The organism is Glutamicibacter soli (assembly GCF_003309065.1).
GTDB classification, from domain to species: domain Bacteria; phylum Actinomycetota; class Actinomycetes; order Actinomycetales; family Micrococcaceae; genus Glutamicibacter; species Glutamicibacter soli.
In genome coordinates this window covers 29,603-53,295 of the sequence record NZ_POAF01000002.1, presented here as the reverse complement: position 1 = coordinate 53,295, position 23,693 = coordinate 29,603, and the positions used below count along the sequence as shown (strand labels likewise).

The following is a 23,693-nucleotide window of genomic DNA, read 5'->3' as shown; positions in this document are numbered from 1 at the left end:
GAGCACCGAGTTCACGTGTAAATTCGGTGCGTTCCCAGCGGAGGGCGATACCCTAGAATCATGGCCCCACGTACCCAGTCTCAGGGGGCGAAGAAGCCAACGACGCGTAAACCCAAGGCGTCCGGCACCTCGTCCTCCAAGAAACCCACCGAAAATCCGGAACAGGAACTGCCCCTGCCGCTGCGCATGATCCGCAGCGTGTGGATGGGCATCGCCCGGATCTTCGGTGGCGCCTTCCGACGCATCGGCGGCACCGTCAAGCCCGAGTACGAGCTGCGGCGCGACGGCACGGGACTCTTCCTCGCCCTGATCGCCATCGTCGTGGCGATCATCGAATGGTGGGGGCTGCGCGACGCGGGCTGGTTCGGAACCGGAGTGCACGCGGTGGTCGGCGGCACGCTCGGCTTCATGGCCGTGCTGCTGCCGATCATCCTCTTCGTGGGCGCCTTCCGCCTGTTCCGCTACCCGGAGGCGGTGACCGAGAACAACCGCATCGGCATCGGCCTGCTGATCATGACGCTGTCCGGGTCCTCCATCGCTTCGCTGGCCAATGGCTCGCCGGCGGTGTCCGAGGACTTCGACGTGCTCTGGAATGCCGGCGGCATGGCCGGTTCCATCCTGGGCACCCCGCTGGGTCTGCTGATTTCGGTCCCCGGAGCCATGGCCGTCTTCATCTTCCTGGTGTTCATGTCGCTGCTGATCGTCACGGCCACCCCGATCACCCAGATCCCGACGCGCATCCGCGCCGGCTACAACCGGCTGCTGGGCCAGGACCCCGATGCCGAACGCCCGGCCCGCGCTTCATCGCACGCTGGCGCCCGCGGCGGCGAGCTGAACGCCGAGACCGAGGACCACGACCAGTCCTACCTCTACCCGCAGGAAGAGGAAACTCAGGCGCCGAAGAAAAAGAAGCCCGGCTTCTTCGAGCGCCGCGCCGCGGCCCGCAAGGTCACCGAGGTCTACGACGTGGACGGCCACGAGGACTCCGAGCGCAGCGGCGACGTCGCCTACGACAAGGCGGTCATCGACGAGGACTCGGCCGAGCCGGCCGAAGCCGCCACCACCTCGCTGCCAGCGGTCCACCGCAACCGCTCCTCGGAGGTCTTCGACGCCGACGAGGCGGCCACCCAGGCCTTCTCGCGGGAGCAGCTGGCCTCTGAGCACCCGACCGTCGCGCACCGCGCGGTGGACATCGAACCGGACCAGGACGCCCAGCCGGATCCGCAGACCCCGCCTCCGGGCGTGAAGCGCCCGACAAAGGCCGAGGCCGAGATGGCCCAGATCATGGAGAGCATCGGGCTGAAGGCCGAGCCTGAAGCCGCCACCAGCGCCATGGACCAGGTCTCCTCGCGCGCTGCCGGGCTCTCCGGCGCCCCGCAGCCGCCCATCCCTGCGCGCACCGAGCAGCTGCAGCTTTCCGGGGACATCACCTACACCCTGCCCTCGGCAGACTTCCTGCCGCCGGGCCCTCCGGCCAAGGAAGCCTCCGAAGCCAACCAGGTCGTGGTCGACGCGCTGACCAACACCCTGCAGCAGTTCAAGGTCGACGCCCAGGTCACCGGGTTCTCCCGCGGGCCGACGGTGACCCGCTACGAGATCGAGCTGTCCCCGGGCACCAAGGTGGAGAAGGTCACCGCGCTGTCCAAGAACATCTCCTACGCGGTGGCCTCCTCCGACGTGCGCATCCTGTCCCCGATCCCGGGCAAGTCCGCCATCGGCATCGAGATCCCGAATACCGACAAGGAAGTTGTGGCTCTGGGCGACGTGCTGCGCAGCCAGAATGCGCGCAAGACCGAGCACCCGATGGTCATGGGCGTGGGCAAGGACGTCGAAGGCGGGTTCGTCGTGGCGAACCTGGCCAAGATGCCGCACCTTCTGGTGGCAGGCGCCACAGGTGCGGGCAAGTCCTCGTTCGTGAACTCCATGATCACCTCGATCCTGATGCGCTCCACCCCTGACCAGGTCCGCATGGTCATGGTGGACCCCAAGCGAGTGGAGCTGACCGCCTACGAGGGCGTGCCGCACCTGATCACCCCGATCATCACCAACCCGAAGAAGGCTGCCGAGGCGCTGGGCTGGGTCGTGCGCGAGATGGACACCCGCTACGACGACCTGGCCAACTTCGGCTTCAAGCACATCGACGACTTCAACAAGGCGGTCAAGGCCGGCAAGGTGCACCCGCCCGAGGGTTCCAAGCGCGTGCTCAAGCCCTACCCGTACCTGCTGGTGATTGTCGACGAGCTCGCCGACTTGATGATGGTCGCCCCGCGCGACGTCGAGGACTCGATCGTCCGCATCACCCAGCTGGCCCGCGCCGCCGGCATCCACCTGGTGCTGGCCACCCAGCGCCCGTCCGTGGACGTGGTCACCGGCCTGATCAAGGCCAACGTGCCATCGCGCATGGCGTTCGCGACCTCCTCGGTCACCGACTCCCGCGTGGTGCTCGACCAGCCGGGCGCGGAGAAGCTGCTGGGCCAGGGCGACGCCCTGTTCCTGCCCATGGGCACCTCCAAGCCGATGCGCGTGCAGGGCGCCTGGGTCACCGAGTCGGAGATCCACCGCGTGGTGGAGCACGTCAAGGCCCAGCTGCAGCCCGAATACCGCGACGACGTCATGCCGGTCGCGGAAAAGAAGAAGATCGACGAGGACATCGGAGACGATCTGGAGCTGCTGCTGCAGGCCACCGAATTGGTGGTCACCAGCCAGTTCGGTTCCACCTCGATGCTGCAGCGCAAGCTGCGTGTGGGCTTCGCCAAGGCCGGCCGCCTGATGGACCTGATGGAGTCGCGCGGCGTAGTGGGCCCGTCGGAGGGCTCCAAGGCCCGCGACGTGCTCATCAAGCCGGACGACCTGCCGATGGTGCTGGCCGCCATGCGTGGCGACGATCCGTCCAGCACGCAGGCCACCGCCGCCGAGCAGGCGCTGGTGGACGAGGCGAATGTGAACCACGCGGATCCGGTGGCAGAATTTGCCGAGGACCTGGTTGCCAAGGACCTGGATGACCGGCCGCAGGCCGTCGACTACTTCGACGGCTCCGACGACGAGGGCTCCGGCGAGGACGCCTGGGACCTGACAGGGAGAAACTGACCCGAATGAGTGAGCAAGCTTCGCACGAGCCGCCGAATCCGGTGCCGACGTTGAACATCGCCAACGTGCTGACCACGATCCGCATCATCATGGTTCCGTTCTTCATCTGGGCGCTGTTTGCGGACGACAGCACCCAGGGCACCTGGCGCTGGGTGGCGCTGGCCATCTTCGTGGTGGCCATGTACACCGACAAGCTGGATGGCGACCTGGCCCGCAGCCGCGGGCTGATCACCAATTTCGGCAAGATCGCCGACCCGATTGCGGACAAGCTGCTCACCGGCTCGGCGCTGGTCTGCCTGTCCATCCTGGCCGAGCTCCCATGGTGGGTCACCGTGACCATCCTGGTGCGCGAATGGGGCATCACCCTGCTGCGCGTGGTGGTCATCCGCTACGGCGTGATCGCCGCGAACATGGGTGGGAAGATCAAGACCGTGCTGCAGGCTGTGGTCATCGGGCTGTACCTGCTGCCACTGACCCATACCGTCGGCTGGCTGCACGCGGTGGCCTGGGCCCTGATGCTGCTGACCGTGGCGGTAACCGTGGTGACTGGTGTCGAGTACATCTTCAAGGCCATCGCCCTGCGCAGCGCGTACAAGAAGAACGCACAGAACTAGCGCATTCCGGCAACCGACGAGCATCGGTGCGCATCGGAGACATTCCCGTGCGCACCATCCATATCCAGGGGAGTGACACATGAGGCACCAGGCACCAGCGGTGATTTCCATGGCCAGCGAGCACAAGCTCCAGCTTGCCACCGCCGAATCACTGACCGCCGGGCTGATCGCTGCCACCTTGGCCGAGGTGCCGGGCGCCTCTGCGGTGCTGCGCGGCGGGGTGGTCAGCTACTCCAGCGACGTCAAGGCCTCGGTGCTGGGCGTGGACCAGAAGCTGCTGGCGGAAAAGGGATCCGTTGATCCCGAGGTAGCACGCCAGATGGCAGTGGGAGCCCAGCGAGCATGCGGGGCGGATCTTGCCGTTTCGGCCACTGGTGTCGCCGGCCCCGAACCGCATGACGGCAAATCCGTGGGCACCGTGTACATCGGCTGGGCGTCCGGAAGCGAGTCCGGAGCCAGGGAGCACCATTTTGTGGGGGACCGCGCGCAGATCCGCGAGCAGAGCACCAACGCAGCCATCAACCAGCTGGCTGCCATATTGGGTAAAGCTTCTTCACAGTAAAGAGCGGAATACTACTTTTCCCGGGAATTTCCGCAATGAATCATCGATTTGTGGCGTACGTCGCAAATTTATGATTAGGGTGATAGCACGGGAACAAATTCGAATGACATGCCGTTGTACGAATTGTAGGGCTGCAAGGACGGCCCCCGTTATGAACAGATCTTCGAGATGGACCTAGGAGCAAAGGCTAAATTTATGGTCAAGCAACCCGTCACAGTCAATGGTGTTGTCCGTTGGCGCGATATGGGAGAAGCCCATATGGTCCAGCCCGTGAAGGAGGAGCACAAAATGGTAGTACTCCGTCATGAAATCGGTGACGTCCTGCGAGACGTCCGCCAGCGCCAGGGCCGAACCCTCCGCGAGGTTTCCCATAGCGCCCGTGTCTCATTGGGCTACCTGTCGGAAGTCGAGCGTGGACAGAAGGAAGCTTCCTCCGAGCTGCTCTCCTCCATCTGCTCCGCACTGGAGATTCCGCTCTCGCTCATGCTGCGCGAAGTATCCGAGCGCGTCGCACTGGCCGAAGGCATCGCGATCCCGGACACCGTTCCAACCGATATGGCCAACGAGTTCGCTGCAACCCGCAACGACAAGCCGCTGGCCTCGGTCTAAGCTTCACCACTACTTACCAGGCCTCGGTAGGTGGGTGGTCCGACGGGCGAGGGCCCACGCAAATGCGTGGGCCCTCGCCTCATTCGTGGGAGGATATTCCAGTGAGACTTAGCGACTTCTGGCGGAACATGGAGAATGAATTCGGCCAGCGATATTCCCATGTTCTGGCCGATACCATGGCCCTGTCCGAATTGGACAGCCTGACAGCGAGCGATGCCCTGAAGAAAGGCATCAAGCCGAAGCAGGTGTGGGAAGCGTTGTGCCGTGCGCAGGATGTGCCGGTGGACCGCTGGCTTGGTGTAGATATCGAGCCCAAGCAGTCCTAGACAACGGCGGGCAGTTTCGAGTATTCGAAACATCCACATTGATTTTCGAACATCTATTCGGATAGAATCGTTTGTGAACGAGGCGGAACACCGCCCGCGAAAACTTAAACTCTGAGTTTGTCCACACTTACCGGATCCACGGGTCCAAAGTGTCGGTAGGCGCTCATACTGTCTAATGCAGGACAAGAAATCGTGAGCAGGTCGATTAATGGCTTGCATGAGCAAAGGTGAACCATGGCAGCAAATAATGATCGGGAAAAGGCACTTGAGTCTGTCCTGGGCCAGATCGACAAGGCCTTCGGCAAGGGCTCGGTCATGCGCCTGGGTGATGAAACCCGCGCTCCCATTGAAGTAATTCCTACCGGTTCGGTTGCGCTGGACGTGGCTCTGGGCATTGGCGGACTTCCGCGCGGTCGTGTCGTGGAGATCTACGGTCCTGAATCCTCCGGTAAGACCACCGTTGCACTGCACGCCGTGGCAAGCGCCCAGCGCAACGGCGGCATTGCAGCATTCATCGATGCTGAACACGCTTTGGATCCCGAATACGCCAAGAAGCTTGGCGTGGACACCGACGCCCTGCTGGTTTCCCAGCCGGACACCGGTGAGCAGGCTCTGGAAATCATGGATATGCTTGTCGGCTCCGGCGCGCTGGACATCATCGTCATCGACTCCGTGGCCGCTCTGGTGCCGCGTGCGGAAATTGAAGGCGAAATGGGTGACAGCCACGTGGGTCTGCAGGCCCGACTGATGTCCCAGGCGCTGCGCAAGATCACCGGCCGCCTCTCGGCTTCGAAGACCACCGCGATCTTCATCAACCAGCTTCGCGAGAAGATCGGTGTCTTCTTCGGCAGCCCGGAAACCACCACCGGTGGCAAAGCCCTGAAATTCTACGCTTCGGTTCGCATCGATATCCGCCGTATTGAAACCCTCAAGGAGGGAACCAACCCGGTCGGCAACCGCACCCGTGCCAAGATCGTGAAGAACAAGATGGCGCCTCCATTCAAGCAGGCAGAATTCGACATCCTGTACGGTCACGGCATTTCCCGCGAGGGCTCGCTCATCGACATGGGTGTTGAGCACAACCTGGTCAAGAAGTCCGGCGCTTGGTTCACCTACGACGGCGACCAGCTGGGCCAGGGCAAGGAAAACGCCCGCCGCTTCCTGCGCGACAACCCGGATCTGGCTACCGAACTGGAGCGCCAGATCCTGCAGAAGCTCGGCGTCTTGCCAGCAGAAGAAGTGGAAGAAGACGAGACAGAACTGCGAGTCGTCGAGGGCGATCAGTAGTGAGCTCAGGCTTCAAACGACGTAGCGTTCGATCCGGATTCAATTCCGGGTCGGACGCTATGTCCGTTTCCAATGAATTTCAGGGAGACCTGGAAGACATGCCCGAGTGGGCCCGGCCAGACCCGGCCGAGCCAGAAGCGTCCCAACCGGCGAAGCCGGGCACCGGCGAAGCCGGCGCAAGGAAGGCTTCCTCCGACACGTTGGCACCAACCAACCGCCGGATCATCGCCAGCCTCCCGGCACAGGAAAAGAAGAAGCCGGAAAGCGTCGATGAACTGCGTGCGGCGATGTACGAAATCCTTTCGTCTCCGGCTCCGGCGGCGCCCACCAAGAAAGAGCGCAAGGATGCCCGCGAGGCCAGGCGCGCGGCGCGTGAGTCAGGGGAAACCGGCGAACTCAGCGACGACCAATGGCGTGAAAAAGCCCGCGGGATCCTGCTGCGGCAACTGACGGCCAGCGACAAAACCGCGAAACAGCTCAAGGACAAGCTCCTTGACAAGGACTGTCCCGAAGAGATCGCCGATGAGGTGATCGAGCGCTACGCAGAAATCAACCTCGTTGACGACGAACGTTTTGCCAAGACGTGGGTCGCCGCAAGGGCTCGTTCCCGCGGACTGGCGCGCGGCGCGATCAAACGTGAGCTGCGCACCAAGGGCGTCGACGACGAAACCGCAGCCGAAGCGCTGGAACAGATCGACGACGAAACCGAAGAGCAGCGCGCACGGGAACTGGTCCGCGCCAAACTGCGGCCAGAATCAATGGGAGCGGACCGGGACAGGGCGCTGCGGCGCCTGGTCGGCATGCTGGGGCGCAAGGGCTATAACGGCGGCATGGCTTTCAAGGTGGCCCGCGAAGAATGGGATGAACGCTTCGGACGGCACGAGGGGCAATACTGAGGATCGTCGCGCGCCGAGGATTGCCTTCGTTTCAGGGTCCCGGCGGATTCGGTAACCTTATAAGGTGAGCGAGCAACAACCGATTTCCAGCCCCCAGTCCGAAGGCCTTCCGCGCACCTACGAAGTGCGCACCTTCGGCTGCCAGATGAACGTCCACGACTCCGAGCGGCTCTCCGGCCTGCTTGAAGATGCCGGGCTTGCGCGGAAGCCGGAAGATTTGACTGAAGAGGTCGCAGACGTCGTGGTGTTCAACACCTGCGCCGTGCGTGAAAACGCTGACAACAAGCTGTATGGCAACCTCGGCATCCTGAAGGGGGTCAAGGAATCCCGGCCAGGAATGCAGATCGCTGTCGGCGGCTGCCTGGCGCAGAAAGACCGCGACACCATTCTCAAGAAGGCTCCTTGGGTTGATGTGGTTTTCGGAACCCATAACATCGGCTCGCTGCCGGCACTCCTGAACCGGTCCCAGCACAACAAGAAGGCCGAACTGGAGATCCTCGAATCCCTCGAAGTCTTTCCATCGACGCTGCCCACCCGCCGGGAGTCCGTCTACGCAGGCTGGGTGTCGATCTCGGTTGGCTGCAACAACACCTGTACGTTCTGCATTGTTCCTTCCCTGCGCGGCAAGGAACGCGACCGTCGGCCGGGGGAGATCCTTGCCGAAATCCAGGCACTTGTCGACGACGGCGCCATCGAAGTGACGCTGCTGGGCCAGAACGTGAACTCCTACGGCGTCGAATTCGGCGACCGTCTGGCCTTTGGCAAGCTGCTGCGCGCCTGCGGTGAAATCGAAGGCCTTGAACGCGTGCGTTTCACCAGCCCGCACCCGGCGGCATTCACCGACGACGTCATCGAAGCCATGGCCGAAACTTCGAATGTCATGCCGCAGCTGCACATGCCGCTGCAGTCCGGATCGGACCGCGTGCTCAAGCAGATGCGCCGTTCCTACCGTTCAAAGAAATTCCTCGGAATCCTGGACAAGGTGCGCGAGCGCATCCCGCATGCGGCGATCACCACCGACATCATCGTCGGGTTCCCCGGAGAGACCGAAGAAGACTTCCAAGCCACCTTGGACGTCGTGGAAGCTTCACGTTTTGCCTCGGCATTCACCTTCCAGTACTCCCAGCGCCCGGGCACGCCGGCGGCGACCATGGACGAGCAACTGCCCAAGGCCGTTGTCCAGGAACGCTACGAGCGACTGACTGCACTGCAGGACCGGATTGCCAAGGAGGAAAACGCCAAGCAGTTGGGACGCACCGTCGAGGTCATGGTCACCGAGCATGCCGGTCGCAAGGCTGAAACGACCCATCGGCTCTCCGGCCGTTCGCAGGATCAGCGCCTCGTGCACTTCTCGGTTCCCGAGGGCGCCCAGACGCCGCGCCCCGGCGACCTGGTCACCTTGCCGATCACCGAAGTAGCCGCCTTCCACCTGGTTTCTGACCCGACCGCGGAGCAATACCAGTTGCGCCGTTCACGGGCAGGGGATGCCTGGGACCGCTCGCAGGCCGACAGCTGCGGCGTGCCGGCTCCCGGCGCCAGCAGCGAGCCGGGACGCACCAACTTGGGGATGCCGACCCTGAAGGTGCGCAGCTAGCTTGATGGAAGCCACGCACCTTCCGGTCATTGCCGTGGTCGGTCCGACCGGAACCGGCAAATCGGATCTGGCCATCGCCCTGGCCCAGAACTTGAATGGCGAGATCGTCAATTCCGACGCGCTGCAGTTCTACCGGGGCATGGACATCGGTACCGCCAAACTCGCCGTCGACGAGCGAGGCGGAATCGAACACCACCTCATGGACATCATGTCCGTACGGGAAGAGGCATCCGTCGCAACCTTCCAGGCTCAGGCCCGCGAACGCTTCGAGGCGATCCGGGCCAAGGGCAAGGTGCCCGTCATGGTCGGCGGATCCGGACTGTACGTTCGTGCCGCGCTGGACGTCATCGACTTCCCGCCAACCGATCCACAGGTGCGGGCACGGCTCGAAGCCGAGGTCAAAGCCCATGGAGACGGAGAGGTGCGGCGCCGTCTGGCGGAGGTGGATCCGGTCTCCGCGGCGAGGAACCTCGACCAGCGGCGCGCCATCCGCGCCCTGGAGGTCTACGAAATCTCCGGCCGGGCGTTCAGCTCCTATATGCCCCAGCGCCAGTACTTCCAGCCTGCAGTCCAGATCGGACTAAATTACGAGCGCTCCGCGTTGCATGAAGCATTGGAAGCCCGGGTCCATAAAATGGATTCCAAGGGGCTGGCCCAGGAAGTCGCAGGACTGCTGGATTCGGGACTGCGCGAAGGCAAGACCGCTTCGCGGGCCATCGGCTATCAGCAGTACATCGATTTCCTGGACGGGAAGATCGAACGTGCCGAGGCCATAGAGCAGACCGTGGTCGCCACCCGGAAGTTCGCCCGCCGCCAGATCACCTGGTTCAATGCGGACGAACGCGTCTCCTGGCTCGACCCGACCAAGCCCGGTCTGCTCGACCAGGCGCTGGAGCTGGTGGCCCGGACCCAGCGGAACTGACGCAACTAGCGAACGAAGCACGAAACACGAGGAGCACGGATGTACCGCAGCGAACTTCAGCAGCTTGCAGGCCAGGCATTTGCCAAGGGCCATGCAACCGGAAACGACTTCGTCTTGCTCGCGGATCCCACGGGAGCACTTCAAATCACCGCTGAACAGGTGGCGGCCCTGTGCCACCGGCATTTCGGCATCGGTGGCGACGGGCTGATCCGTGCGGTGCCGACCTCCCAGGTGTCCGGTTATGAGCAGCAGTTCATCGAGCATCCCAAGGCCTACTGGTTCATGGACTACCGCAACAACGACGGCTCCATCGCCGAGATGTGCGGCAATGGAGTGCGCGCGTTCGTGCATTTCCTCATCGCCGAAGGCCTGGTCAATCTAGCGGTCGGCCAGAGCCTGCAGATCGGCAGCCGTGCCGGCGTCAAGGAAGTCACCCGGCTGGCGGACGGGTACGCAGCCAATCTGGGGCCATGGGGCCTGATCCATGAGGACCAGGCCGCCGCCGACTCGGTGGATTCGATGGTCCGCCCCAGCGGCTGGGAACAGGCGTTGCCGGCGCTGAGCATCACGATGGGCAATCCGCACACCGTGGTAGCGCTTCCGGACCAAGGCATGCTGGAAGATCTGGAGCTCTTTGTCGCCCCGGAAGTCTCGCCGGCCCCGCCCCACGGAACCAACGTGGAATTCGTGGTTCCCGCCGAGCCGCTGATCGAAGACGGCCGGGCCAGAGTGAAGATGCGCGTCCACGAACGCGGGGTAGGGGAGACGCTGTCCTGCGGCACCGGAGCTTGCGCGGCCGCCGCTGCGATGCGCTACTGGGCGCGCGGCACCGCCTTGATCAATGATTGGTCGGTTGAAGTTCCCGGAGGCACGGTCGGGGTTGCATTCCTTGCCAACGGCGATCGGGAAGATACCATCCTGAGCGGGCCGGCGGAACTGGTCGCGCGCGGGATCATCAGCCGGGACTAGCAGGCGGGCCACACAGCCAACTGGCACGGCGAACCTACTGGGCCGGGCGTGAAACCTTCAAAACGCGGAAGGCCTTTGCCGTGGCTTCACGGGTGACGCGCCAGTCGTTTGGCAACTGCTCGACCAACCATTTCTGGAGGGAATCGCTGCCCAAGTTCTTCTGCACTACCATCCAGGCCTCGCCACCCGGCGCCAGCCGCGGCAGCCAAAGCAGCAGAAGTTCATGCAGGGCTTCCTTGCCGATGCGGATCGGCGGATTCGACCAGATCGTGTCGAATTCAAGCTCCGGGTCCACAGTTTCCGGCCGGCCGACCACCACGTTGTCCAGGCCCAAGCTCTGCGCATTCAGGCGGGCCAGCTCGATGGAACGCTCGTTGACGTCGACGCCGTAGACTTCCGAACCGGGGCTTTGCTCGGCCGCGGTAATTGTGATGGGTCCCCAGCCGCAGCCGATGTCCAAGATGCGGCCACGCGGCGCCGGAACGTTCTTCAACAGCACCTCGGTGCCCTTGTCCAAACCGGAAGGCGAGAAGATGCCGGCTGCGGTCTGGATCTTGCGAACGGTGCCGTTCAACTCGACTGAAATCGTGCGGCGTTCATCGGCCGAGGCGGGGCTGGCGCTGAAGTAGTGATCCGAGCTCATACTGCAAAGTTTATCGTTGCGTGCGCACGGGCCAAATATGGGCGGAGGCAACGTGACAAAGCCAATATGTACCAGGCCGCACAAGACTGATAGAGTTTTGTCTATGACTTTGTTCTTCGTCTAATACGTAGCCCACACGGTTACCCGTGATTCCCGAATCCCCGGCGCTGGTCTTGCGCGCCCGGACGGCGGAATCCGCAGGCGGCAAAGTCTTTTCTACTTTCCAGACTCCCAGGTGTGTTGGGGTCTTCACCTTGCCTTTGCGTTTGCGTAACCGCATCACCATCAGCACCGAATGCTGCTACCGATTTCTGCAAAGGATACTCAATGACCAACGAACACCTTGAAACCGACCGCGCCACGTCGCGAAGTGGGGGTGCCCCGCACTATTCTGGAAAGCGAAGTACTTCAAAGGAGACCATGACTAACTCCGAGTCACACGAACACGATTCATCGTCGATGGACGACGCCCAGATTCAGGCCGCCATCGACCGCATCCTTGCGGCAGACGAGGCCCAGGGGCCTCAGGTGCAGCATTTCGCATCCGATGATGAATCCATTTTCTCTGGTCAGGCGACCGCCCTGAACCGTTTTTCCTCCGGCTATTCCACCTATGACGGTGAGCAGGACGACCTGGCCGAGCGTCGCGCCCTGCGACGCGTTGCAGGCCTCTCTACGGAGCTCGAAGACGTCACCGAGGTGGAATACCGCCAGCTGCGCCTTGAGCGTGTGGTGCTGGCCGGAGTCTGGACCGATGGAAGCGTCACCGAAGCGGAGAATTCGCTGCGCGAATTGGCAGCGCTAGCGGAAACCGCAGGCTCGGAAGTACTCGACGGTGTTGTGCAGCGCCGCAGCAAGCCAGACCCGTCGACGTATCTGGGCTCGGGCAAGGCCATGGAGTTGCGCGAGATCGTAGCCTCCACTGGCGCCGATACCGTGATTGTCGATGCCGAACTGGCCCCGTCGCAGCGCCGTGCGCTGGAAGACGTTGTCAAGGTCAAGGTCATCGACCGCACCAGTTTGATCCTGGACATCTTCGCGCAGCATGCGAAGTCCCGTGAAGGCAAGGCCCAGGTCGAACTGGCCCAGCTGGAATACCTGCTTCCGCGTCTGCGTGGCTGGGGCGAATCCATGTCCCGCCAGGCCGGCGGCCGGGTGGGCGCCGCGGGCGGCGGCATTGGTTCGCGTGGCCCGGGTGAAACCAAGATTGAAATGGATCGCCGCCGCATTCGCGACCGCATGGCAAAATTGCGCCGTGAGATCAAGGCGATGAAGCCGGCCCGAGAAGCCAAGCGCGCAAACCGCCGCCGCAACGAAGTTCCCGCGGTCGCCATTGCCGGCTATACCAATGCCGGGAAGTCCTCCCTGCTGAACCGACTGACCAATGCCGGGGTCTTGGTGGAGAACGCGCTGTTCGCCACCCTGGATCCCACGGTGCGGCAGGCGGCCACCGAGGACGGGCTGACCTACACGCTGGCGGATACGGTGGGTTTCGTGTCCAACCTGCCAACGCAGCTGGTGGAGGCTTTCCGCTCGACGCTGGAGGAAATTGCGGATTCCGACCTGATTCTTCACGTTGTTGATGCCTCGCATCCGGATCCGGAAGGCCAGATCCAGGCAGTGCGTACGGTGCTGGGCGAAGTCGATGCGCTGAACATTCCCGAGATCATCGTGCTGAACAAGGCTGATGTGGCTGACCCATTTGTTATTGAAAGGGTCCGAAACCGCGAATCCAACACCGTGGTTGTCTCGGCACACACCGGTGAGGGAATCAAGGAGCTTCTGGCGAAGGTCAGCTCTTCAATTCCGCGCCCGGGAGTGCAGATGGAAGTGCTGATCCCATATAACCGCGGGGATCTGATCGCGAAACTTCATCAGAGTGAGTCTGAAATCCTTGAAAGCGAGCATCTGGAGAACGGAACCAGATTAATCGTCAAGGTACGAGAATCGTTGGCAGCAGAGTTGGAGACTTTCAACCTTCATGGATAAGCAAGAGCAGGCCCTTGACCTGCTGGAAGCCGCAGTAACTTCCATGGGCGGCGCCATGCGCGCCGGCCAGCAGGAAATGGTCAAGCACGTTGTATCGGCGCTGGAAGACGAAGAGCATCTGCTGGTGCAAGCAGGAACCGGTACGGGCAAGTCCATGGGCTACCTGATCCCGGCACTGGCACACGCCCAGACCAGCGCCAAACCGGTAATCGTATCGACTGCAACCTTGGCGTTGCAGTCGCAGATCGTCGGACGTGACGTACCTCGGCTCCTGGAGTCTCTCAAAGGCAAGCTTTCGCGACCCATGGACGTGGCCCTGCTCAAGGGCCGCTCCAACTACCTCTGCCAGTACAAGCTCGGCGGCGGATACCCGGAAGACGACGAAGGCACGTTGTTCTCCATGGATGAGCCCGCCGCGCCCAGGGGACAGACATTTTCCCCACTGGCCAGCGAAGTCATGAAGCTTCGCGAATGGGCCGAGCGCACCGACACAGGGGACCGGGACGAACTGGTCCCCGGAGTCAGCGACAAGGCATGGAAACAGGTTTCGGTGTCCGCCATGGAGTGCCTTGGCTCCCAGAAATGCCCTATGGCCGATGAATGCTTCTCGGAGATGGCCCGCGCCCGGGCCGCCGAATCCGACGTGGTGATTACCAACCACGCCCTGCTGGCGGTCTCCGCCTTCGAAGGGCTGTCGGTGCTCCCGGACTTCGACGTCGCCATCATCGATGAGGCCCACGAGCTCCAGGACCGCGTCACCAGCTCGGTCTCAGGGGCGCTGTCGGCTCGTATGGTGCTCACCGCAGCGGGCGGGGCCAAGCGCCATTGCGCCGTCAACGTTGACGAATTGGTCAAAGCCACCAACAGACTTGAAAAGGCCTTGACCGGCGTACCGACCGGGTTGTTGCAGACCGGCCTGCGCGAGGACATGGGAATCGCCCTGAACGACATCGTGGAACAGGCCCGGCTCATTCTCGCATTGACGAAGCCTGAAGCCAACGCGCCGGCCGATGGTGGTCGCCAGACCGCCAGGTCGCAAATGCAGGCCGTCATGGATGACGCCATCCGCATGCTCGAAGCCGAAGACCGCCGGGAGGTGCTCTACACGACCCGTCCGCGAGAATTTGTCGAAGGCCGCGGCTATGTCGAGGCGGATGACAACCAGCCGGCGACACTTAACGTGGCACCGCTGTCCGTGGCCGGAAAACTGCGCGAAGGACTCTTTGACGGTCGTACCGTCATCTTGACCAGCGCCACCTTGGCCATCGGCGCGCAATTCGACTCGGTGGCCGGTTCACTGGGGCTCATGGGTGCCGGTGCACCGTCATGGACAGGCATCGACGTCGGCAGCCCATTTGATTATCCGAAGCAGGGCATCTTGTATGTCGCCAAGCACCTGCCCAAACCCGGCAGGCAGCTTGCCGCCGAGACCCTGGACGAAATCGAGGATCTGATCAAGGCTTCGGGCGGCGGCGCGTTGGCGCTGTTCACCTCGAAGCGTTCTGCCGAAGAAGCGGCGGCGATCTTGCGCGAGCGCCTCGACGTCGAGATCCTCTGCCAGGGTGATGCGAGCATGAAGTCTCTGGTAGCGCAGTTTGCCGAGGAACGGGACACTTGTCTCTTCGGCACCATGACTCTCTGGCAGGGCGTAGACGTGCCGGGCGACTCCTGCCGTTTGGTTATTATCGACAAGATCCCGTTCCCGCGTCCGGACGATCCGATCTCCAAGGCCCGCACCGAAGACGTGCAGAAGCACGGCGGCAACGGTTTCATGCAGGTTTCGGCCACCCACGCCGCGATCCGTCTGGCCCAGGGCGCTGGCCGGTTGATTCGTTCCGTGTCGGACAAGGGCGTCGTGGCAATCCTCGACTCACGCATGGCTACCGCACGCTACGGCAGTTTCCTCAAGGCCTCGTTGCCGCCGATGTGGCCCACCGTGGACAAGAAGACCATCACCGGTGTCCTCAAGCGGATGGACCCGAACCGCTAGATCGGTATTGGTTCATTCCGCGGAAGCCGGCACGGCTGAGCCCGTATCGAAGCAAAGAGCGCTGGGACGCAGTCATATTGAACTGCACCCCAGCGCTCTTCGATTTGTCGGATTAGAGCGAACGCATGACCGATACAACGCGTCCCATGACGGTCGCTGCATCACCGAGGATCGGCTCGTACCGAGAATTCTGCGGCAACAACCAGGTATGACCGTCGCGCTGCCGGAACGTCTTCACGGTAGCTTCTTCATCGAGCAATGCAGCCACGATGTCGCCGTTGTTCGCAGTTTGCTGGCGACGCACAACAACCCAGTCACCGTCGCAGATCGCAGCATCAACCATCGAGTCTCCTGAGACTCGAAGCATGAACAGCTCTCCGTGGCCCACCAGCTGGCGCGGAAGCGCGAACACGTCCTCTACCGTCTGATCTGCAAGGATCGGTCCACCAGCGGCGATACGGCCAACCAGCGGCACCATAGTGGTGTCCGCGGAGGTGCTCAGCTCAATGATCTTCGCATCTTCCTTGCCGGCCTCTTCCGCTGGCTTGGGCGCCTCGGCCGCTGCGGCATCCTCGCTGAGCTGCAGCGGCAGCAGGATCTCCATGGCACGAGGTCGGCGTGGATCACGACGAAGGTAGCCGAGCTTTTCAAGCTGGCTCAACTGGTGCGTGACACTCGACAGGCTCTTGAGCCCCACGGTGTCGCCGATCTCGCGCATCGACGGCGGATAGCCGTTCTTTCCGATCGAGCGCTGGATGGTCTCGAGAATTTTCTTCTGGCGGATCGTCAGCGAACGTGCATTCGATCGGGGAGTGCGCTCTGAAGCTGACATGACCTTTAGCCTTCCCTAATCACCGGTCGTGAGCTGGGCGGATGCCTAACTGTCGGAAGCCAGTGATGTTATGTATTCGTTCCTCTTCTACTTCGAAATCTTAGTCGATGTGAGGGAGTCTTTCAAAGATTTGTTCGAAAGTGTCTGGACAATTTCCGCGAAGTTCTGTTAGAAAAGATATACGAGAATCGAACACATCTTCGAAAACAGTATTCGAAGACAGGTTCGCATCATGCCACTGTTGAGGAGAATAGTCATGGCAACCGCCGCACTTGACTCGAAACGCACCAAAGAACACATGAAGATCCGCATCAATCGTCGCGGCTGGGCCGTGCTGGTTGGGGTCCCGGTGTTCATTCTGACCATCGCCGCCGCATTCCTGATCACCATGTTCACTTCAAGTGCCCAGGCGGCGTCCAACTCGCCGCAAGGTGTTGAAACCGTGGCCGTGACCGTCATCCCGGGCGACTCGTTGTGGGATCTCGCCCGTGAATACGCCGTAGGCTACGACGTGAATGCGGCCATGGAGCATATCGCGGAGATCAACGCACTGGACTCCAGCGAGATCCGCGTTGGCGACACCTTGGAGATCCCGGTGTTGGCCAACTAGCCGGTCAAACCCTCAAAATGGCGACAGGTATTGTTACCAAGGTTTGTCGCCAATTCTTGAACCGACGACTGCGCCATTAGACTTAATGACGTGAATGTCCGCAGTGAACTATTGAGTCAGCTGCCCTTGCGTGAGAATCTCCGCGGGCTGTCCCCTTACGGTGCGCCACAAATTGACGTACCAATTCAGCTGAATGTCAATGAGAACACCCATCCGCTTCCGCAGACCGTGATTGATGCAATCGCTCAAGAAGTCTCCAAGGCAGCGGCCACGCTGAATCGCTACCCGGATCGTGAATTCGTGGAATTGCGTGAACTCCTAGCCAAGTACCTGGGCCACGATCTGGATCGCGAGAACATTTGGGCCGCGAACGGTTCCAATGAGATCCTGCAGCAGATCCTGCAAGCCTTCGGCGGCCCCGGTCGAAGCGTCATGAGTTTCGGCCCCACTTATTCCATGTACCCGCTGCTGGCCAGCGGAACCGATACCGAATACATCGCCGGCCAACGCGCCGATGATTTCACTCTCTCGGCCGACTCTGCTGCCGCGCAGGTACGCGAGCACACACCGAATATCGTTTTCCTCTGCTCTCCGAACAACCCAACCGGCACGGCATTGGGATTGGACGTCATCGAGGCTGTCTACGAGGCAGCCTCCGAGACCAACGCCATGGTCATCGTCGACGAGGCCTACGCTGAATTTTCACTGGCCAATACCAAGTCGGCACTGAGCCTCCTCGGAGGTCGCCAGCGCTTGATTGTCAGCCGCACGATGTCCAAGGCCTTCGGCCTGGCTGGCGCCCGAGTGGGCTACTTGGCTGCGGCACCGGAAGTCACCGATGCGATTCGGCTTGTCCGCCTGCCCTACCACCTCTCTGCAGTGACCCAGGCGACCGCCATTGCCGCGCTGAAGAACGTTGACCTTCTGCTGGCACAGGTCGAAGAAATCAAGACCCAACGCGACCGCATCGTGAGCACCTTGACCGAGCTGGGTTTGAAGCCTTCGGTTTCAGACTCGAACTTCGTCTTTTTCGGCGGCCTGGACGACCCCCACGCCATTTGGCAGGGGCTTCTGGACGCTGGAATCATCATCCGTGACAACGGAATCGCCGGCACCCTGCGAGTCACCGCGGGAACTGAGGCCGAAACCACCGCCTTCTTGGAGCGGCTGACCGAACTGCTCAGCGCACAGAAGTAGAAAAGACAAGCGAAGGAAGACATGTCTGCCGAATTGATTGGCGCACGTCGCGCCCGTATGGAACGAGTCACCAGCGAATCCTCGGTATTCGTTGAATTGGATCTCGATGGCTCAGGCGTCTCGGAGATCAGCACCACCGTGCCGTTCTTCGACCATATGCTCACTGCCCTGTCCAAGCACTCGCTGATCGACCTCACCGTGCGTGCAACCGGCGACACCCATATCGACGTACACCACACAGTGGAAGACACCGCGATCACCATCGGCGAGGTGCTGCGTGTTGCCCTGGGCAACAAGGCGGGTATCCGCCGCTTCGGCACTTCCTACGCACCGCTGGACGAAGCACTAGCCCGCTCCGTTGTAGATGTCTCCGGGCGCCCCTACCTCGTGCACGGCGGCGAGCCGGCCGGCCAGGAATACCATCTGATCGGTGGACACTTCACCGGTTCGATGACCCGTCACGTTTTCGAGGCGATCACGTTCCACGCGCAGATTTGTGCCCACATCGAGGTGCTCTCGGGCCGCGACCCGCACCACATCGTCGAAGCGCAGTTCAAGTCCTTCGCCCGTGCCTTGCGCGAAGCCGTCGAGCACGACGAACGCATGGGCGACAAGATTCCATCCACGAAGGGTGCCCTTTAAGTGGCAAAAAAGAAAGTTGTTGTCCTGGACTACGGTTCGGGCAACGTTCGCTCGGCAGTGCGTGCGCTTGAAGCAGCCGGAGCCGAGGTAGAGCTGACCGCAGACGCGGACAAGGTCCAAGCGGCTGACGGTCTGGTCGTTCCCGGCGTCGGCGCCTACGCATCGGTCATGGACCAGCTGACCAAGCTCGGTGCACTGCGCTGGATCGGTCGCCGTATCGCCGGCGGCAAGCCCGTGCTCGGAATCTGCGTTGGACATCAGGTCTTCTTCGACGAAGGCGTGGAACACGGCGTCAAGACGGCGGGTATTGGCGAGTGGCCAGGCACCGTAGAGCGGCTGCAGGCTGATGTCATCCCGCATATGGGCTGGAACACCGTTCGTCCGCCGGAAAACACCAAGCTCTTTGCAGGTATTGAAAACGAGCGCTTCTACTTCGTGCATTCATATGGAGTGCAGAAGTGGGAATTCGACGTCACCCAGCCGGCAATGACTCCGCCGCAGGTTACCTGGTCCACCCACGGAACCCCATTCATCGCAGCCGTTGAAAACGGTGCCTTGTCGGCAGTGCAATTCCACCCGGAGAAGTCTGGCGAAGCTGGCAAGAAGCTGCTGAGCAACTGGCTGGAGACTCTCTAGAATGTGGTCGATCGCACTCCTCGGGGTCGGCGCATTTCTTGCCGGCGGAGCAATCTCCTTGAAGAACCAGAAAGCGCACCTGTCGTGGATCATTGCCGCGTGGGGCCTGGCAGCTGGTTGTGTCATCGCAGCATGGGTCTTGACCCTCTAGTTTCAAACTTTCGAAGAAGGACAACATGAGTGAGCAACCAATTCTCGAACTGCTTCCCGCAGTAGATATCGCCGGCGGACAGGCGGTTCGCCTGGTTCAGGGTGAAGCCGGATCCGAAACTGGATACGGCGACCCTCTGGAAGCGGCGCTGGCCTGGCAGAACGACGGTGCAGAATGGCTGCACCTGGTCGACCTCGACGCCGCCTTCGGTCGCGGCAGCAACATCGAGATCGTCCAGCGAATCGCCCAGGAGCTGTCCATCAAGGTTGAGCTCTCCGGCGGAATCCGTGATGACGCGTCACTAGATCGCGCACTGGAATTCGGCGCCACCCGCGTGAACCTCGGGACGGCCGCACTGGAGAACCCGGAGTGGACCCGCAAGGCCATTGCCCGCCACGGCGACAAGATCGCCGTGGGCATGGATGTGCGTGGCACTACGCTCTCCGGCCATGGCTGGACCAAGGACGGGGGAGACCTCTGGGAGGTGCTTGCCCGCTTGGAGGATGCCGGCTGTGCGCGCTACGTCGTCACTGACGTCACGAAGGACGGAACCCTGCGTGGACCCAACGTTGAATTGCTGCGCGAGATCGCCTCGAAAACCAACAAGCCGGTTGTCGCATCGGGCGGTATCTCTTCCCTCGAAGACCTGCGTGTTCTGCGTGCGTTGGTGCCGGAAGGCATCGAAGGCGCCATCATGGGCAAGGCCCTGTACTCGGGGCAGTTCACGCTGCCCGAGGCGCTTGATGTGGCAGGCCGTCGCTAAATAGGTCTGAGCCAGACCTTTGAAGTCGTGGATCGGTTGGAAAAATCCAGCCGGTCCACGATTTTTTATGAAGCCGAATATGAACCTCCTGCGGCGTCTGTGGCCAACGGCGGGGGACGGATGAGCCCCCGCCCAGGCCGCGAACTGCGCCCTGCGGGACATAGCCCGGCATTGCCGTGGCAAACAGGCTCTCGGATTCCGTGTCCTTGCGCATTATCATTTCAAGATGCCACATCCGCCGCGTTGTGGCCAGGCCCGAATATCTGAAGTGTGCCCAAGGTCTCGTGGGCAAGCTCATGCCCGAGTCCCTGAAACTTGTTCTTCCACCGGGGTTCTCACAGATAGCATGGATCTATGAGCACCGCGCAACCTGAATCCGCACCCAAGCGCCACCTGCCCGGACATATCGCCGCGGCACTGGCGCAGGCAGGTTCCCCGACTGATTCCGCAGGTCAAAGCTGGGAAGGACGGGACCTGGCCGGTGATGAAAACCCGCTGCACAAGTTCGACAAGGACGACGGACTGGCAGATGAGGCGGTGATGCAGGCGCTGGCTGATCTGCGAGCCGGCAACGGCAGCGAGTCCGGCGTCCACCAGTCGCTGGCCAACGCCCGGGTTTTCGTTGCAGTAGTAGCCCAGCTTGGCGAAGAAGCGATGACCGAGCACGGCTTCGCCTCCGACAAGGAAGCCGACATGGCCCTGGTCAAGATCAAGGGGCCGGACGGACGCATGGCCTTGCCGGTGTTCACCACCGTGGAGCGGCTCCAGGCCTGGCACAACGAAGCGAGACCAGTCGCGGTCTACGCCCCGCGCGCCGCGTTGTCTGCGGTCAGCGAAGAATGCCAATTACTGGTGCTGGATCCGGGCGGCGACTACACGTTCGTCCTTCGACGACCGGGCATGTGGAACCTTGCCAAGCAGATCGAATGGACACCGAGCTATCTGAACCAGGGCATTGCTGAAATCGTCCAGGACGCGACGAGTGGCTACGCCCAGCTTCGCAAAGTGCAGCTAGCACCAGGCCGAGGAGTTGGTTCACGAGATGCGCAGGGCAACGCAGTGCCCGGAGGCGGCTCCGGACCGGAATTGAACCTGCAGTTCGTTTTCGCGGCAGGAACCAGCGAAAACGATGCGCGAGAGATCGCGACAAATATTCACGGGCTATTGGCTCGAAAACCCGAGTTCGCCGAGGCGGTGGACTCGATAGAAATCAGCTTGCTCAGCTCATCCAGCTAGGGAGGGGCCTACACGAAGAGGAATACTCCGCGTCATGAAGAACTACTGGCAGATCCTGCGTCAGCCTCAGATCGCTTCGCTGATGGTTATCGGCATGGTCGCTCGGCTTCCTCATTCGGCGTTGGGCATGCTGCTTTTGCTCCATCTGGTCACGAACCTGGACCAGAGCTGGGTTTCCGCCGGCTTGGTGACAGCCCTGATGACCATTGGCATCGCGATCGGCGCACCTTGGCGCGGTGCCCGCGTAGACATGTGGGGTCTGCGCAGGGCGCTGATTCCCTCGGTCATCGTCGAAACAGCGGTCTGGTGCACAGTCCCGCACGTCCCGCTGGTATGGATCTATCCGCTGGCTTTCATCGGCGGGCTCTTCGCCCTGCCGGTCTTCTCCGTGGTCCGAACCGCCTTGGGCGTGATGACCACCGGCGAGCAACGGCGCACCGCGTTCGCCCTGGATGCCACCGCCACCGAACTGGTGTTCATCGTCGGCCCGGCAGCCGCAGGTATCGTGGCAACGCAGATTTCAAGCACCATCGGGCTGAGCGTCATCGGCGTGACGGCCTCGGCGGCCGGATTGGCCATGATGCTCTTGAACCCTCCGACCAGCAGCGCCGACCCCAAGGCGTCGGCAAACAAGTCCAACGCCCACGAAGAACGGCTCGGCGCCGAGGCGAGCTTCATCGCCGCGGCTCCGGTAGGCGTGCCGGAAGTTGAAGGCGAATTGATTCTGGCCGGTATGAAATCTGCGCGTGCCAGGATCAAGAAGCGCGGCAAGAACTTCAAAAACCGCTTCAGCTGGGTCAGCGCCTCGGTGCTCGCGGTCTTCATCGCGGCCTCCGGAGCAGGAATGCTGCTGACCGGCACCGAGGTATCCATCGTGGCTGAACTTGAAGCTGGCGGGAACAGCGAACAGCTTGGTCTCGTGTTCCTGTTTTGGTGCGGCGCATCCTTGATTGGCGGCCTGCTGTACGGTGCCATGCGCCGCAATATTTCGCCCCTTGTCCTGCTGCTGCTCATGGCGATCTTGACGATCCCGATGTTCTTCGCCTGGGATCCGCTGTCTCTGGCGATCTTCTCCGCGCTGCCTGGCTTCATGTGCGCACCGACCTTGTCCGCCGCCTCGGAGTGGCTGACCGACCTGGTGGCTGAAAAGCGCCGTGGCGAGGCCATGGGCTGGTACGGGTCGGCCATGACCGGCGGCACGGCGTTGGGGTCCCCGATGACCGGCGTGATGGTCGACAATTTCGGCCCCCCGCTGGCATTCGTCGGCATCGGTTCGCTGGCCATCATCGTTGTTGTCCTGGCATTGCTTGCCCAGCAGATTCGCCGCCGGGTCCGCCGGCAGCGCACCCGTACCCGCATCGCGGCGTAGATGGCGTAGATACCGTTTACGCGGATCTTCGGTTACAAGAACAAAAAAATCATCCTCGGTTCGGCACAATGTGCCGGACCGAGGATGATCTTAATCTCTAATATTTTTTCGGATCGAAGCCTAGTTGACCGGTCCGGTGAACTTTTCGCCCGGGCCGTTGCCTGGTGCGTCGGGGATCAGCGAGGCTTCGCGGAAGGCCAGCTGCAGGCTACGCAGGCCGTCGCGCAGCGGCGCTGCATGCTGCGAACCAATCTCAGGTGCACCCGCGGTGACTAGGCCGGCGAGGGCGGTGATCAGCTTGCGGGCTTCGTCCAAATCCTTCAGTTCATTTGCGTCATCGCCTTCGGCCAGGCCGCATTTGACGGCGGCGGCGCTCATCAGGTGAACGGCAGCGGTCGTGATGATCTCTACTGCAGCGACCTCAGCGATGTCACGCACCTGCTGGTCGACGGAGTGCTGATGCGAGTTGGTGTCTTCGGTACTCATACTGCTAAGCTTGTCACAGACCGACTCGATACATGCAGTCAGGGTCCACCGGTTCGCGCCGGGCGGACGGATCGTATTAGTATTGAGCCAAGCAAGTGGAGGCCAACTCCCACCCGCTGTCGCCGTTTTGAGGCTTCCGGGTAATTCGGCAGGATATGCCTGAGCATATCCAAGATGGAACTCGGAAATTTCCGCAGATCCATTGTGTCGTCACTGTGGCCTTCGCCTGCAATCGCAGCCGGAGGCCTTCTTCGTTTGCGGGTATGGAACTTAGGATTTCAGG

At 62.0% G+C, this 23,693-nt stretch carries 23 protein-coding genes; 20 read left to right on the top strand and 3 right to left on the bottom strand.

Annotated elements, in window-relative coordinates; all coding sequences use genetic code 11:
• The first annotated feature begins 60 nt into the window (after positions 1-60).
• The 10 genes from C1H84_RS03820 (at position 61) to dapF (ending at position 10,866) form a co-directional block, all read left to right on the top strand.
• On the top strand, positions 61-3,087 hold the full coding sequence (locus tag C1H84_RS03820) for an FtsK/SpoIIIE family DNA translocase (RefSeq protein WP_113606593.1): 3,027 nt from the start codon (positions 61-63) through the stop codon (positions 3,085-3,087).
• A gap of 5 nt (positions 3,088-3,092) precedes the next feature.
• A complete protein-coding gene (pgsA, locus tag C1H84_RS03815) occupies positions 3,093-3,701 on the top strand; it encodes a CDP-diacylglycerol--glycerol-3-phosphate 3-phosphatidyltransferase (protein WP_053797708.1) in 609 nt (202 codons plus the stop codon).
• Positions 3,702-3,780: 79 nt separating this feature from the next.
• Positions 3,781-4,263, top strand: a complete 483-nt coding sequence (locus tag C1H84_RS03810; RefSeq protein WP_053797709.1) for a CinA family protein — start codon at positions 3,781-3,783, stop codon at positions 4,261-4,263.
• Positions 4,264-4,458: 195 nt separating this feature from the next.
• Complete coding sequence (locus C1H84_RS03805; protein ID WP_047121151.1) at positions 4,459-4,872, top strand: helix-turn-helix domain-containing protein; 414 nt, start codon at positions 4,459-4,461, stop codon at positions 4,870-4,872.
• A 62-nt stretch (positions 4,873-4,934) separates the two neighbouring features.
• Positions 4,935-5,198 (top strand): DUF3046 domain-containing protein, encoded by a 264-nt coding sequence (locus C1H84_RS03800; RefSeq protein WP_202605637.1) that lies wholly within the window; start codon positions 4,935-4,937, stop codon positions 5,196-5,198.
• Between the two features lie 234 nt (positions 5,199-5,432).
• Positions 5,433-6,485 (top strand): recombinase RecA, encoded by a 1,053-nt coding sequence (gene recA / locus C1H84_RS03795; protein WP_047121153.1) that lies wholly within the window; start codon positions 5,433-5,435, stop codon positions 6,483-6,485.
• 59 nt (positions 6,486-6,544) lie between these two features.
• Positions 6,545-7,381, top strand: coding sequence for a regulatory protein RecX (locus tag C1H84_RS03790; protein WP_113606592.1), 837 nt, complete (start codon positions 6,545-6,547; stop codon positions 7,379-7,381).
• Positions 7,382-7,445: 64 nt separating this feature from the next.
• Positions 7,446-8,975, top strand: a complete 1,530-nt coding sequence (miaB, locus tag C1H84_RS03785) for a tRNA (N6-isopentenyl adenosine(37)-C2)-methylthiotransferase MiaB (protein WP_113606591.1) — start codon at positions 7,446-7,448, stop codon at positions 8,973-8,975.
• Positions 8,976-8,979: 4 nt separating this feature from the next.
• The gene (miaA, locus tag C1H84_RS03780) at positions 8,980-9,897 is read left to right on the top strand and encodes a tRNA (adenosine(37)-N6)-dimethylallyltransferase MiaA (protein WP_047121218.1); all 918 of its coding nucleotides are present in this window, start codon (positions 8,980-8,982) and stop codon (positions 9,895-9,897) included.
• A gap of 39 nt (positions 9,898-9,936) precedes the next feature.
• Positions 9,937-10,866: a diaminopimelate epimerase gene (gene dapF, locus C1H84_RS03775; protein WP_113606590.1), complete on the top strand. Its 930-nt coding sequence runs from the start codon at positions 9,937-9,939 to the stop codon at positions 10,864-10,866.
• Between the two features lie 34 nt (positions 10,867-10,900).
• Here dapF and C1H84_RS03770 read toward each other — a convergent pair whose 3' ends face one another.
• Positions 10,901-11,509 (bottom strand): class I SAM-dependent methyltransferase, encoded by a 609-nt coding sequence (locus C1H84_RS03770; RefSeq protein ID WP_113606589.1) that lies wholly within the window; start codon positions 11,507-11,509, stop codon positions 10,901-10,903.
• A 420-nt stretch (positions 11,510-11,929) separates the two neighbouring features.
• On the opposite strand from C1H84_RS03770, the gene hflX reads away from it, so the two are divergent.
• Together hflX and C1H84_RS03760 are read left to right on the top strand one after the other, a co-directional pair.
• Entirely contained in the window at positions 11,930-13,498 is a 1,569-nt protein-coding gene (gene hflX, locus C1H84_RS03765; RefSeq protein WP_113606588.1) for a GTPase HflX, read from the top strand.
• Positions 13,491-15,488, top strand: a complete 1,998-nt coding sequence (locus C1H84_RS03760) for an ATP-dependent DNA helicase (protein ID WP_047121158.1) — start codon at positions 13,491-13,493, stop codon at positions 15,486-15,488. Before hflX ends, C1H84_RS03760 begins: the two co-directional genes overlap by 8 nt.
• 112 nt (positions 15,489-15,600) lie before the next feature.
• Here C1H84_RS03760 and lexA read toward each other — a convergent pair whose 3' ends face one another.
• On the bottom strand, positions 15,601-16,320 hold the full coding sequence (gene lexA / locus C1H84_RS03755) for a transcriptional repressor LexA (RefSeq protein WP_047121159.1): 720 nt from the start codon (positions 16,318-16,320) through the stop codon (positions 15,601-15,603).
• Positions 16,321-16,576: 256 nt separating this feature from the next.
• On the opposite strand from lexA, the gene C1H84_RS03750 reads away from it, so the two are divergent.
• The 8 genes from C1H84_RS03750 (at position 16,577) to C1H84_RS03720 (ending at position 22,924) form a co-directional block, all read left to right on the top strand.
• Complete coding sequence (locus tag C1H84_RS03750; protein WP_181728031.1) at positions 16,577-16,930, top strand: LysM peptidoglycan-binding domain-containing protein; 354 nt, start codon at positions 16,577-16,579, stop codon at positions 16,928-16,930.
• 90 nt (positions 16,931-17,020) lie between these two features.
• Positions 17,021-18,127, top strand: a complete 1,107-nt coding sequence (locus C1H84_RS03745; protein WP_047121161.1) for a histidinol-phosphate transaminase — start codon at positions 17,021-17,023, stop codon at positions 18,125-18,127.
• A 21-nt stretch (positions 18,128-18,148) separates the two neighbouring features.
• Positions 18,149-18,769, top strand: a complete 621-nt coding sequence (hisB, locus tag C1H84_RS03740) for an imidazoleglycerol-phosphate dehydratase HisB (RefSeq protein WP_047121162.1) — start codon at positions 18,149-18,151, stop codon at positions 18,767-18,769.
• On the top strand, positions 18,770-19,405 hold the full coding sequence (gene hisH, locus C1H84_RS03735) for an imidazole glycerol phosphate synthase subunit HisH (RefSeq protein ID WP_047121163.1): 636 nt from the start codon (positions 18,770-18,772) through the stop codon (positions 19,403-19,405).
• A 1-nt stretch (position 19,406) separates the two neighbouring features.
• Positions 19,407-19,556 (top strand): hypothetical protein, encoded by a 150-nt coding sequence (locus C1H84_RS18175; protein ID WP_181728030.1) that lies wholly within the window; start codon positions 19,407-19,409, stop codon positions 19,554-19,556.
• A 25-nt stretch (positions 19,557-19,581) separates the two neighbouring features.
• Positions 19,582-20,319 (top strand): bifunctional 1-(5-phosphoribosyl)-5-((5-phosphoribosylamino)methylideneamino)imidazole-4-carboxamide isomerase/phosphoribosylanthranilate isomerase PriA, encoded by a 738-nt coding sequence (gene priA, locus C1H84_RS03730; protein WP_053797716.1) that lies wholly within the window; start codon positions 19,582-19,584, stop codon positions 20,317-20,319.
• A 354-nt stretch (positions 20,320-20,673) separates the two neighbouring features.
• On the top strand, positions 20,674-21,555 hold the full coding sequence (locus C1H84_RS03725; RefSeq protein ID WP_113606586.1) for an SseB family protein: 882 nt from the start codon (positions 20,674-20,676) through the stop codon (positions 21,553-21,555).
• A gap of 34 nt (positions 21,556-21,589) precedes the next feature.
• A complete protein-coding gene (locus tag C1H84_RS03720; RefSeq protein ID WP_113606585.1) occupies positions 21,590-22,924 on the top strand; it encodes an MFS transporter in 1,335 nt (444 codons plus the stop codon).
• A gap of 120 nt (positions 22,925-23,044) precedes the next feature.
• Here C1H84_RS03720 and C1H84_RS03715 read toward each other — a convergent pair whose 3' ends face one another.
• A complete protein-coding gene (locus C1H84_RS03715) occupies positions 23,045-23,410 on the bottom strand; it encodes a DUF1844 domain-containing protein (RefSeq protein ID WP_113606584.1) in 366 nt (121 codons plus the stop codon).
• Positions 23,411-23,693 lie beyond the last annotated feature (283 nt).

Bases quoted from the DNA above. Each gene is read 5' to 3' on its own strand.
- C1H84_RS03820 (WP_113606593.1), top strand. From the start codon at position 61: ATGGCCCCACGTACCCAGTCTCAGGGGGCGAAGAAGCCAACGACGCGT.
- pgsA (WP_053797708.1), top strand. From the start codon at position 3,093: ATGAGTGAGCAAGCTTCGCACGAGCCGCCGAATCCGGTGCCGACGTTG.
- C1H84_RS03810 (WP_053797709.1), top strand. From the start codon at position 3,781: ATGAGGCACCAGGCACCAGCGGTGATTTCCATGGCCAGCGAGCACAAG.
- C1H84_RS03805 (WP_047121151.1), top strand. From the start codon at position 4,459: ATGGTCAAGCAACCCGTCACAGTCAATGGTGTTGTCCGTTGGCGCGAT.
- C1H84_RS03800 (WP_202605637.1), top strand. From the start codon at position 4,935: ATGCGTGGGCCCTCGCCTCATTCGTGGGAGGATATTCCAGTGAGACTT.
- recA (WP_047121153.1), top strand. From the start codon at position 5,433: ATGGCAGCAAATAATGATCGGGAAAAGGCACTTGAGTCTGTCCTGGGC.
- C1H84_RS03790 (WP_113606592.1), top strand. From the start codon at position 6,545: ATGTCCGTTTCCAATGAATTTCAGGGAGACCTGGAAGACATGCCCGAG.
- miaA (WP_047121218.1), top strand. From the start codon at position 8,980: ATGGAAGCCACGCACCTTCCGGTCATTGCCGTGGTCGGTCCGACCGGA.
- dapF (WP_113606590.1), top strand. From the start codon at position 9,937: ATGTACCGCAGCGAACTTCAGCAGCTTGCAGGCCAGGCATTTGCCAAG.
- C1H84_RS03770 (WP_113606589.1), bottom strand. From the start codon at position 11,509: ATGAGCTCGGATCACTACTTCAGCGCCAGCCCCGCCTCGGCCGATGAA.
- hflX (WP_113606588.1), top strand. From the start codon at position 11,930: ATGACTAACTCCGAGTCACACGAACACGATTCATCGTCGATGGACGAC.
- C1H84_RS03760 (WP_047121158.1), top strand. From the start codon at position 13,491: ATGGATAAGCAAGAGCAGGCCCTTGACCTGCTGGAAGCCGCAGTAACT.
- lexA (WP_047121159.1), bottom strand. From the start codon at position 16,320: ATGTCAGCTTCAGAGCGCACTCCCCGATCGAATGCACGTTCGCTGACG.
- C1H84_RS03750 (WP_181728031.1), top strand. From the start codon at position 16,577: ATGGCAACCGCCGCACTTGACTCGAAACGCACCAAAGAACACATGAAG.
- hisB (WP_047121162.1), top strand. From the start codon at position 18,149: ATGTCTGCCGAATTGATTGGCGCACGTCGCGCCCGTATGGAACGAGTC.
- C1H84_RS18175 (WP_181728030.1), top strand. From the start codon at position 19,407: ATGTGGTCGATCGCACTCCTCGGGGTCGGCGCATTTCTTGCCGGCGGA.
- priA (WP_053797716.1), top strand. From the start codon at position 19,582: ATGAGTGAGCAACCAATTCTCGAACTGCTTCCCGCAGTAGATATCGCC.
- C1H84_RS03725 (WP_113606586.1), top strand. From the start codon at position 20,674: ATGAGCACCGCGCAACCTGAATCCGCACCCAAGCGCCACCTGCCCGGA.
- C1H84_RS03720 (WP_113606585.1), top strand. From the start codon at position 21,590: ATGAAGAACTACTGGCAGATCCTGCGTCAGCCTCAGATCGCTTCGCTG.
- C1H84_RS03715 (WP_113606584.1), bottom strand. From the start codon at position 23,410: ATGAGTACCGAAGACACCAACTCGCATCAGCACTCCGTCGACCAGCAG.